This is a genomic window from Methylibium sp. (assembly GCF_013817365.1).
GTDB lineage: Bacteria > Pseudomonadota > Gammaproteobacteria > Burkholderiales > Burkholderiaceae_C > Methylibium.
This window is the reverse complement of sequence record NZ_JACDCU010000115.1, coordinates 1-9,696: the sequence shown is the minus strand read 5'-3', so window position 1 is coordinate 9,696 and position 9,696 is coordinate 1. Positions and strand designations below refer to the sequence as shown.

Sequence of the window (9,696 nt, the reverse complement as noted above, 5' to 3'; positions counted from 1 at the left end):
AACAGCATCAGGAGATCGCATGACCATTCAAAGCCAAAGCGACAAGGCCGAAGCCTGGCTGGCGCGGCACGGTGTGGCCCGCACCCCGGCCCAGGTCGGTTCGAGCGACCTGCGGTCTCCGCTTCTGCGCATGGAAGAAACCGCCGACCAAGACGATTGGGCTACCGAGGCGCAACGCTGGTATTTGCATCGTGCCCAAGGCGTCGACGTGGCCCAGTTGCTGCCCTATCACCAGACGGCGGGCAAGTAGCCCGCTTTTGCGTGCGGCGAGCGAGCCGCGGGTATTTTTTTCACGTGATCCAGTGCAATCCGACGGGAACAAGTGATGAGCCCGCTCGCGCCAGCGGCCGTCATGGGGTCGTCTTGCCGCGCGTGAATCGCTGCAGCGCCTGGCTTGCCGCCATCTCGGAGGACACCGAGCGCTCCAACGGGGACATCGAGAGGCCGGACCGGGCGTAGTGCATGTTCTCGTACACCTCGCCGGCGCTCGGAAAAGCATCCGATACAGCCTTGATCGCCTCCGCCGGTAGATCGCCTTCGAACGCTCGACGCACACGCGCCACAAGCAGCTGATACTCGTCCGCCGCAATGCGGAACTGATGGCGTTCAGCGCCTTCCAGCAGCCGCGATACGGCGATCAGCTCTTCGAGACGTGTTCTGACGGTGCCGAGAGGTTGAGCAGCCATGTCCGTTCCTGGGTGATTCACACTGGTTTCGACGACCACCACATGCGGCCTGGTACGCGGTTATCAAGCGCTCCAAGTGCTGCACAGAGGCGACCACGACGGCCAGCGAGGCCGGTCTTCGAGCCACTGTCGTCGCAGGCAGATGGCCACGCACCCGAGGACGCATGAATGAGCAGGTTGGCAAGCGTCTTGCGATGGTTGCGTGATCACGTACCCGGCCTGCACATCGTCGTGAAGGCAGTACGGAACTACATCTTTCATCAGAGCGGCAACCAGGCGGGTAGCGTGGCGTTCTCGTCGGTACTGGCCATGTTTCCGTTGCTGATCGTCCTGTCCGCGGCAGCCGGATTCTTCGGTGAGCCGGGGGCTGCAGCTGAACTGGCGACCCGGGTCCTGGAGTTCGCACCGCCGGTCGTTTTCGAGGCGCTGAGGCCGGCCGTCGACGAGGTGCTGCGCCCGCGCAACCGAGCGCTGCTCGTCGCCGGCGTGGTCGTCACGGTCTGGGCCGCATCTTCGGGAACGCAGGCCGTGCGCACCGCGCTGAATCGCGCCTACGGCGTCGACAAAGCAATGTCGTTCTGGGCCGCGCGACTCAAGGTCATTTTCTTCACCCTCATCGGCGCATCGATCACGGTGCTCGTCTTCAGCTCCGTGGTCATCCTGCCCTATGTCTGGGACCTGTTCGAGGCGATGGGTGCCGGCAAGCAGGCGGTGCCTTGGTTGCAAGTCGGCGTCCGTTACGGCCTGGCGTTCGTCGTCGTGTTGATGCTGTATGCATCCCTCTACGGCTGGCTGCCCGATCTGCGCCAACGCCTGCGTACCGTGCTGCCCGGTGCGCTCGTCGGCGCGGCACTGTGGCTTGTCGCGGCCGCCGGCCTTTCCTGCACGTTGCGCAACGTCGGCAAGCTGGCGCTCGTCTATGGCGGCTTTGCGGGGGCAGCGGCGACGCTCGTCTTCCTGTACGCCTGCGCGGCCACATTGATCTTCGGAGCGGAGATCAATGGCGTGCTTCGCGAGCAAGAATCGAAGCCTCCTCCATCTGGCAAAGCCGGCGCGCAGCAGACAGCAGCCCCGGGGCGGAACGCCGGAGAGTAAGCCTCGAGCATCGGCCGTCCGAGTGCCACGTACGAGGGTGGAGGCCGGTCCCGCGGCGCCCCTCCCTGCCCTCCCGAAGACAATGCGAGCGCCCATGGCCAAGCCCGTTCCACGTTTGACCCCCGAAGAGATCCAGCGCGTGATCGAGATCGCCTGGGACGACCGGCCGCCCTTCGCGGCCGTGCTGCGCAGCCACGGGCTGTCGCCCGGTCAGGTGGTCCAGCTCCTCAAGCGGGAACTCACGCCGAACGCGTTCAAGGTCTGGACTGCGCGAACAAAAGCGGCTGGGGCGACCACTCAGAGCGAATCCAGCGGGAAGACCGGCCGGCGGACGTTCCGGAAAGGGAACAGCGCGTAGTCGGAACTGGTGACGCCGGCGCTGTCGCATTCGATCAGCGCAGCGGCCAGGGGCTCGAACACGGGCCGGCAGTACATCCGCGACTTGAGCAGGATGAAGCGGTGGCGGGTCGGGTCCAGGCCCACGCAGGAGAACACGCCCAGGTCCCACGGTTCGTGCGTGCGCTCGGTCACCACGATCTGTGCTGCCCCGATGTCGAAGTGGACGCTGCGGCCCATCGAGCAGACCATGCCGGTGTAGGTGGGGCCGGTGACGGTGTACTGGCCGTCGCTCACGCAGCGCACGACGCCGCGCAGCATCGCCGGCGTCTTGGCGACGCCGATGGAGGCGAGCGCGGTCTTGTTGCCCAGCGCGATCTCGACTTCGGCTCCGACACCCGCCTGCGCAAGCAAGCGAACCGCCTCCGGGTCGCACAGCGGGCCCACGGCAATGTCGGTGAGGCCCTGCGCCAGGGCCGCTTGCAGCACGTCCATGGTGTCGCAGGTGCCGCCCGACATGCAGTTGTCGCCGTGGTCCAGCAACAGCACCGGGCGCCCGGCGTGCTCGGCCGCGGCCTGAGCGCGCGCCAACGAGGCCGGCAAGGGTTCGCTGCAATACGAGAAACCTGCGCGGCCCGTCCAGATCTGTTCACTCAAGGTGTCGAGCGCCGCTTGCGCGCGCGCCTGCGCCTCGGGCGACTCGGCGCTCGTGACGACGACGCTGACGCAGGGCGCCTCGATGTCGGCGAGTGCAAAGCCGGCAAAGACCGACACCGCCGCCACGCCGCCCGCCTCTGCGGCGCGGGCGCTCGCCACGGCCTCTTGCATGGCGCCCGACATCGTGGTGCTGCGCAGCGTGTGGCTCATCAGCGGCAGGCGCTTGAACAGCACGCGATGGCGCTGGCCACCCCGCGCCATGGCCAGCAGCAGGCGGCCGGCATGTTCACCGGTCTCGTACATGTCGATGTGCGGATAGGTCTTGAAACCCACCATCACATCGGCGTTGTCCACCATCTTCGGGGTGATGTTGCCGTGCAGGTCGAGCGCCACGCCGATCGGCACACCCGGCGCCGCGGCACGCACGCGCGCCAGCAGGTCGCCTTCGCCATCGACGCTGTTGTCCGCGACCATGGCGCCGTGCAGGTCCAGCAGGATGGCGTCGCACCCGGCACACGCATTGACGATGCGGTCGCACAGCGTGTCGTAGGCCGCAGCGTTCACTCGCCCGCTGGGGTTGGCCGCGGCACTCACCGGCGTCAGCAGCTCCGCTCCCTCGGCTTCGGCCAGATCGATGAACGCGGACATCGCCGTGCGCATGCCCTTCTGCACCCGGTAGGCCTCGGTGCCGAACTGCGGCTCGAACGCCTCCAGCGGCGTCGGCACTGGCGAAAAGGTGTTCGTTTCGTGGTTCAGCCGGGCGATGAGTATCTTCATGACGCGACTCCCGCGCTGCGCAACATCGCATGCAGCAGGACGTTGCAGCCGGCCTCGAGATGCTCGGGGCGGGCATCTTCGATCTCGTTGTGGCTGATGCCGCCCGCGCAGGGCACGAACACCATGGCGGTGGGCGCGACGCGCGCGAGGTACACGGCGTCGTGGCCGGCACCGCTCACCACGTCCATGGCGGTCAGGCCGAGCGCGGCGGCACCCTCGCGCACGCCTTCCACCAGTGCCGGAGTGAAGGGCTGCGGCGGGAAATACACGACCTGATCGACCTGCACGGTGAGCTGGCGCTCCTGCGCGAGCTGCGCGCAGAAGCTGCGCAGGGCCGCGTCCATCGACGCGAGCACATCGTCATCGGCCGCGCGCAGATCGACGGTCATGCGCACGCGCCCCGGAATGACGTTGCGGGAGTTGGGATGCACCTCCAGCGAGCCGACGGTGCCACGCCCGTGCGGTGCGCGCTCGAGCGCGATCCGGTTGACCGCTTCCACCAGCGCGCTGGCGGCCAGCAGCGCATCGCGGCGCAGGGCCATGGGCGTGGGGCCGGCATGCGCTTCCATGCCCTGCACCACCACGTCGTACCAGCGCTGGCCGAGCGCGCCCTGCACGACGCCGATCACGCAGTCGTTCGCTTCGAGCACCGGCCCCTGTTCGATGTGGGCCTCGAAATAGGCGCCGACGGGCGGCGCCGCATCCGGGGCGCTGCCGGCGTAGCCGATGCGCGTCAGCGCCTCGCCCACGCTCACGCCCTGCGCATCGCGCTGCGCGAGCGCGTGCTCCAGCGTGAACGCACCGACGAACACACCCGAGCCCATCATCACCGGCACGAAGCGCGAACCCTCCTCATTGGTCCACACCGCCACTTCCAGCGGCGCTTCGGTTTCGACGCCGGCATCGTTCAGGCTGCGCAGCACTTCCAGACCCGCCAGCACGCCGTAGTTGCCATCGAACTTGCCGCCGGTCGGCTGGGTGTCGATGTGGCTGCCGGTCACGATGGCCGGCAAGGCGTCGTTGCGTCCCGCGCGGCGCGCGAAGAGGTTGCCGATCGCATCGATGCGCACGGTGCAGCCGGCCGCTTCGGCCCAGCTCACGAAGCGGTCGCGAGCCTGGCCGTCCAGCTCGGTCAGCGCCAGGCGGCACACGCCGCCCTTGGGCGTTGCGCCGATCCGAGCGAGCTCCATCAGCGAGTCCCAAAGGCGCCCACCGTTCACGCGCAATGCCCGAGTGGTTTCGTGGCGGGATTCAAGCGATGTGTTCATGGTCGTTCCTTCGGCATCGGTGTCAGACCAGGCCGACACCCAGATAGCGGTCCTTGACGGCTTCGTCCGCGATGAACGCCGCGTTGTCGGCGCCGTAGACGATGGCGCCCTGCTCGATGATGTAGTGCCGGTCTGCCAGCTGCGTGCAGACGTCCAGGCTCTGTTCCACCAGCAGGATGGTCACGCCGGCCGCCTTGATGATCTTGAGTTGCGCCACGATCTCTTCCACGATCACCGGCGCCAGCCCCTCGACCGGTTCGTCGAGCATCAGCAGCTTGGGGTCGTTCAAGAGCGCGCGGGCGATGGCCAGCATCTGCTGCTCGCCGCCGGAAAGCTCCCCGCCGCCGTTGCGGCGCCGCTCTTGCAGGCGAGGGAAGATGCGGTACACATCCTTCAGTTGCCACGGCGATGACTTGCGCTGGCCGAGCAACAGGTTCTCTTCGACGGTCAGGAGCTTGAAGATGCCGCGGTGCTCGGGCACAAGGCACACGCCCCGGCGGGCGATCCGGTGGGGCTCCCACCCCTGCACTTCCTGACCATCGAAGCGCACCCGTCCGCCGCTCGGGCGCACGACACCGGCAATGCACTTGAGCGTCGTCGACTTGCCGGCACCGTTGCGCCCGAGCAGCGTGACCAGCTCGCCCTGCCCGATGCGCAGTGAGACGCCTTGCAGCACATGGCTCTTGCCGTAGTGTCCATGGACTTGTTCGAGTTCCAGCATCACGCCTGGCCTCCCGCGCTCTTGTTGCCCAGATAGGCCGTGCGCACGCGCTCGTCGCTGCGGATGTCCTGCGGCAGGCCTTCCGCGAGCACCCGGCCGAGCTGCATCACCGTGATCGTGTCGGAGATGTCCATGACGATGTTCATGTTGTGCTCGATCAGCACGACGGTGTGCTCCTCGCGCAGGCTGCGGATAAGCCGCTTCATGTCGTCGAGGTCGTCGATGCCCATCCCCGAGGTCGGCTCGTCCAGGAAAATGGCCTTGGGCTTGGCAGCCAGCGCCATACCCACTTCCAGGCGCCGCTGTTGCCCGTGCGAGAGGGTGCCGGTCACCGTGTCGGCGAAGCGCTGCAGACCCAGGCGTTCCAGAACCCGGGCGACCGTTTCGGCCTGGGCGCGCGGACCGTCGGGCGGGCTCCACCAGTTCATCGCCTTTCTGGGCGCCGTGCCTTGCGCGGCCAGGCGCAGGTTCTCGCGCACGGGCAGGTTCGGGAACAGGCTCGTGACCTGGAACGAGCGCGCGATGCCGCGTTGGACGCGGCGGTAATCGGGCTCGTGCGTCACGTCGTGACCATCGAACACGATGCGCCCGCCGCTGACCGTCTTGGTGCCGGTCAGCATGTGAAAGAGCGTCGTCTTGCCGGCGCCATTTGGCCCGATGACCGAGTGCACGGTGTTGGCCCGCACCTTCAGGTTCACGCCACTGAGGGCCGCGAACTTGTCGTAGCGCTTGTCGACGTCGACGGCCTCGATCAGGATGGGCGAGCTCATGCCTTCTCCACCTGCGCATCGGCTCGCGCAGCGCTCTTGCCGCGCACCAGCCGCCACAGTTTTTCGCCGAGGCCCCACAGGCCGCCCTGCATGGCCAGACTGATGACGATCAGCAGCAGACCCAGCAGCATCAGCCAGCGCGGCCACAGTGTGGAGAGCCAGTCGGACATCAGCAGATAGAAGGCCGAGCCGAGGACCGAGGCGAACAGGTTGGAGGTGCCGCCGATGACCGTCATGACCAGGATCATTTCGCTGGTGTGGTACTCCACGTTGGACAGCGGCGCAATGCCGGTCATCATGGCGTGCAGGCCACCGGCCAGGCCGGTCACGGCGCCCGAAATCACGAAGGCCCGCAGCTTGAGCTGCGTGAGGTTGTAGCCGATGGCGGCGGCGCGCTCCGGGTTGTCGCGCACGGCCAGCAGGGTGCGCCCGAAGATCGAGCCCGCGGTGCGCAGCATCAGCCAGAACACCAGCATGAAGACGGTGGCAACGAAGCCGTAGTACTGCCACGGCGTAGCGAGCGGCCACAGCGTGTGACCCATCACGCTGAGGGCCGTCCGGGGAATGTCGAGCAGGCCGTTGTCGCCCCCGGTGAGATCGGTCGCCGAGTAAGCGACGAAATAGACCATCTGCGCCAGACCGAGCGTGAGCATCACGAAGTAGACCCCGCGTTGCCGGATGGCGATCCAACCCACCACCGCGGCGGCGAGCGCACCCATGGCGATGGCGCACAGCAGTGCCAGCGGCATGGGCAGCGGCCAGCGCGTCAACAGCAAGGCGATGGTGTAGCTGCCCAGGCCGAAGAAGATGCCCTGCCCGAAGGACAGCAAGCCGGTATAGCCGAGCAGCAGGTTGCAGGCCATGGCCGCCAACGCAAAGATCAGCACCTCGCTGGCCAGCGAGCCCGACTGCATGAACAGCGGCATGGCCAGCACGACGGCCAGGGCGAGCAAGAGAAGTCCGTGCTTTTTCATGGCGCTCATCCTTTGCGCCCGAGCAGGCCGTGAGGGCGCAGGAGCAGCACCGCCACCATGGCGACGTAGATCATCAGGTGGGCGCCGGAAGGCCAGATCGTGCTCATCAGACTTTGCACGATCCCGATCAACAGGCCGCCCACCAGCGCCCCGCCGAAACTGCCCATGCCGCCCACGACCACGACCACGAAGGCGACACCCAGCGCCTCGATGCCCATGAACGGCTCGGCGCCGCGGATGGGCGCGGCCAACACACCGGCCACCGCGGCCGTGGCGGCGCCCAGCGCGAACACCAGGCTGAAGATGCGGAACACGTTGATGCCCAGCAGAGAGACCATCTCGGTCGATTCGCTGCCGGCACGCACTGCACTGCCCAGGCGCGTTCCTTCCAGCACCCACCACAGCAGCGCGGCGAGCACCGCGGTGAAACCGATGACGAACAGGCGGTACTTGGGGTAGATGAAGTCGCCCCACATCACCACGCCCTGCAACAACTCGGGCGGCGGCACATTTTCGCCCAGCGCCCCCCACTGCACGATCACGAGCTCCTGTATCACCAGCGCCAGACCGAGCGTCACGAGGATGTGGAACTCGTGCGGCTTGGCGTACACATGGCGCAGCACCAGCTTTTCGGTCAGCCAGCCGAGTGCTCCCACCGCCAGCGGCACGAGCAGGAGCGCGAGCCAGAAATCGAGGCCCCACTGCGTGATCTGGTAGGTGCCGTACGCGCCCAGCAAGTAGAACGAGCCGTGCGCGAAATTCACGAACCGCAACAGGCCGAACACGATGGACAAGCCGACCGCCAGCAGGAAATACAGCATGCCGATGCCGATTCCGTTGATGGTCTGAAGCAGGTAGATGCTCATGCGATGCGTGAAGTGAACCACCCCCGAAGCGCCTTCGGCGCCTCCCCCTCGAGGGGGCGCCGCCAGCGGACCGGCAAAGCCGGATCCGCGGCGGCCGCTTGGCGGTGCTGGCGCATGCGTCGAGGGTGGCGCGAAGCGCGGGAGGCGGCGATTGCGGCGCGCGGGAACGCCGGGCGATGCGGAGTGCTCGCAGCCGGCGATGCCGTGGGTTCAGGTCATCTTGCAGCCGGCCTTTTCCGGCGACAGGAACGACCGGCCCGAGCTGATCACGTCGACGTAGTCGTCCTTGTTCTTCATCGCAGCCTTGCCCTTGGCCTTGAGCAGGTAGTAGTCCTTGAGCACCTGATGGTCGGCCTTGCGCACTTCTTCATCGCCCGTGAGGCCCTGGTACTTCATGCCTTCCATGGCAGCGATCACGGCCTTGGGATCGACCGTGCCGGCCTTGACGATCCCGTCGAGCAGCAGCTTGGTGCAGATGTAGGAGCCGGCCAGGCTGTAGTTCGGGTTGCTCTTGAACACGTCGTTCGAGCGCTTCACCAGCTCGCGGTTGAGCGGGGAATCGACCGTGTGCCAATACTGGGCGCCGAAGTACACGCCCTCGCTCAGGTCGGCGCCGAGCGACTCGAACTGCTCGAGGCCGGAGGCCCAGGCGATCAGGATCGTCATGCGCTTGTTCAGGCCGAAAGCCACGGCCTGGCGCAGCGCGGAAGACGACTGCGAGCCGAAGTTCAGCAGCAGCAGCACGTCGGGCTTGGCGGCCGCGGCGTTGGTGAGGTAGCCGCTGAACTCCTTCTCGGCCAGCGAGTGGTAGCTGTTGCCCACATGCTCGATGCCCTTTTCCTTGAAGATGTTCGTCGCGGCCGACAGCAGACCTTCGCCGAAGACGTACTGCGGCGTGATCGTGTACCAGCGTTTGGCCTTGGGCATCGACTCGATCAGGGGCCGCACGGTCTGTTCGATGGCGCCGTAGGTCGGCACCGACCAGCGGAAGGTCGCCTTGTTGCAGTCCGAGCCGGTGATCTCGTCAGCACCCGCCGTGGTGATGAACACGCCGCCCGCCTTCTCGATCTCCTTGCCCATGGCCAGTGATTCCGACGACAGAATGCCGCCGGCGAAGAACGAGATGCCCTCCTGCTGCGAGGACTCCTGCACCTTGCGCACGGCGGTGGCGGGTTTGCCTTCGGTGTCGAGCACGGTGTGCGCCAGGGGACGCCCGAGCACCTTGCCGTATTGGTCGAGCGCTAGCTTCATGCCCAGGTCGGCGAACTTGCCGTTGGCCGCGAACGGGCCCGACATCGGGACCGGGCAGCCGAAGCGGATGGGGCCGGAGCCCTGACCAAAAGCGGGGACCATCAACCCCAGCGTTGCAGGCACTGCGCCCATGGCCGAAAGTTGCAGCAGTTGGCGTCGTTTCATGGAGTCTCCGGTTACGGTTTCGGGAAGCGCCGTCGGCGCGGCGTGATTTCGGGTACAGGGCGACGGTACGAATACCGATGCGTCGAACAGATGCGTTGACGTTTGATGCTATTTATACGTATAAATAGCA

At 66.7% G+C, this 9,696-nt stretch carries 11 protein-coding genes; 3 read left to right on the top strand and 8 right to left on the bottom strand.

The window, feature by feature from the left end:
* Window positions 1–250: hypothetical protein (locus H0W38_RS09245; protein WP_292453083.1), on the top strand; the 250-nt coding region annotated here is incomplete at its 5' end.
* Window positions 251–350: 100 nt separating this feature from the next.
* Here the strand turns inward: H0W38_RS09245 and H0W38_RS09240 are convergent.
* A complete protein-coding gene (locus H0W38_RS09240; RefSeq protein WP_292453081.1) occupies window positions 351–686 on the bottom strand; it encodes a hypothetical protein in 336 nt (111 codons plus the stop codon).
* A gap of 168 nt (window positions 687–854) precedes the next feature.
* Between H0W38_RS09240 and H0W38_RS09235 the strand changes: the two genes are divergently transcribed.
* Together H0W38_RS09235 and H0W38_RS09230 are read left to right on the top strand one after the other, a co-directional pair.
* Complete coding sequence (locus H0W38_RS09235; RefSeq protein WP_367161817.1) at window positions 855–1,781, top strand: YihY/virulence factor BrkB family protein; 927 nt, start codon at window positions 855–857, stop codon at window positions 1,779–1,781.
* A gap of 94 nt (window positions 1,782–1,875) precedes the next feature.
* Complete coding sequence (locus H0W38_RS09230) at window positions 1,876–2,139, top strand: DUF2805 domain-containing protein (protein WP_292453078.1); 264 nt, start codon at window positions 1,876–1,878, stop codon at window positions 2,137–2,139.
* On the opposite strand, the gene H0W38_RS09225 is transcribed toward H0W38_RS09230, so the two are convergent.
* The 7 genes from H0W38_RS09225 to H0W38_RS09195 form a co-directional block, all read right to left on the bottom strand.
* Window positions 2,079–3,551 carry a M81 family metallopeptidase gene (locus H0W38_RS09225; protein ID WP_292453076.1) on the bottom strand — a complete coding sequence of 491 codons (1,473 nt, stop codon included), beginning with the start codon at window positions 3,549–3,551 and terminating at the stop codon, window positions 2,079–2,081. The two genes, H0W38_RS09230 and H0W38_RS09225, sit on opposite strands and share 61 nt — an antisense overlap.
* The gene (locus H0W38_RS09220) at window positions 3,548–4,819 is read right to left on the bottom strand and encodes a Zn-dependent hydrolase (RefSeq protein WP_292453075.1); all 1,272 of its coding nucleotides are present in this window, start codon (window positions 4,817–4,819) and stop codon (window positions 3,548–3,550) included. The genes H0W38_RS09225 and H0W38_RS09220 overlap by 4 nt, the downstream gene beginning before the upstream one ends.
* A gap of 22 nt (window positions 4,820–4,841) precedes the next feature.
* Window positions 4,842–5,540 (bottom strand): ABC transporter ATP-binding protein, encoded by a 699-nt coding sequence (locus H0W38_RS09215; RefSeq protein WP_292453085.1) that lies wholly within the window; start codon window positions 5,538–5,540, stop codon window positions 4,842–4,844.
* Window positions 5,540–6,310: an ABC transporter ATP-binding protein gene (locus H0W38_RS09210; RefSeq protein ID WP_292453073.1), complete on the bottom strand. Its 771-nt coding sequence runs from the start codon at window positions 6,308–6,310 to the stop codon at window positions 5,540–5,542. The genes H0W38_RS09215 and H0W38_RS09210 overlap by 1 nt, the downstream gene beginning before the upstream one ends.
* Window positions 6,307–7,284 carry a branched-chain amino acid ABC transporter permease gene (locus H0W38_RS09205; RefSeq protein ID WP_292453071.1) on the bottom strand — a complete coding sequence of 326 codons (978 nt, stop codon included), beginning with the start codon at window positions 7,282–7,284 and terminating at the stop codon, window positions 6,307–6,309. Before H0W38_RS09205 ends, H0W38_RS09210 begins: the two co-directional genes overlap by 4 nt.
* 5 nt (window positions 7,285–7,289) lie before the next feature.
* A complete protein-coding gene (locus H0W38_RS09200; RefSeq protein WP_292453070.1) occupies window positions 7,290–8,150 on the bottom strand; it encodes a branched-chain amino acid ABC transporter permease in 861 nt (286 codons plus the stop codon).
* A gap of 210 nt (window positions 8,151–8,360) precedes the next feature.
* Complete coding sequence (locus tag H0W38_RS09195; protein WP_292453069.1) at window positions 8,361–9,566, bottom strand: ABC transporter substrate-binding protein; 1,206 nt, start codon at window positions 9,564–9,566, stop codon at window positions 8,361–8,363.
* Window positions 9,567–9,696 lie beyond the last annotated feature (130 nt).

Coding starts and splice junctions, on each gene's coding strand:
- H0W38_RS09240 (WP_292453081.1), bottom strand. CDS start 686: ATGGCTGCTCAACCTCTCGGCACCGTCAGAACACGTCTCGAAGAGCTG.
- H0W38_RS09235 (WP_367161817.1), top strand. CDS start 855: ATGAGCAGGTTGGCAAGCGTCTTGCGATGGTTGCGTGATCACGTACCC.
- H0W38_RS09230 (WP_292453078.1), top strand. CDS start 1,876: ATGGCCAAGCCCGTTCCACGTTTGACCCCCGAAGAGATCCAGCGCGTG.
- H0W38_RS09225 (WP_292453076.1), bottom strand. CDS start 3,551: ATGAAGATACTCATCGCCCGGCTGAACCACGAAACGAACACCTTTTCG.
- H0W38_RS09220 (WP_292453075.1), bottom strand. CDS start 4,819: ATGAACACATCGCTTGAATCCCGCCACGAAACCACTCGGGCATTGCGC.
- H0W38_RS09215 (WP_292453085.1), bottom strand. CDS start 5,540: ATGCTGGAACTCGAACAAGTCCATGGACACTACGGCAAGAGCCATGTG.
- H0W38_RS09210 (WP_292453073.1), bottom strand. CDS start 6,310: ATGAGCTCGCCCATCCTGATCGAGGCCGTCGACGTCGACAAGCGCTAC.
- H0W38_RS09205 (WP_292453071.1), bottom strand. CDS start 7,284: ATGAAAAAGCACGGACTTCTCTTGCTCGCCCTGGCCGTCGTGCTGGCC.
- H0W38_RS09200 (WP_292453070.1), bottom strand. CDS start 8,150: ATGAGCATCTACCTGCTTCAGACCATCAACGGAATCGGCATCGGCATG.
- H0W38_RS09195 (WP_292453069.1), bottom strand. CDS start 9,566: ATGAAACGACGCCAACTGCTGCAACTTTCGGCCATGGGCGCAGTGCCT.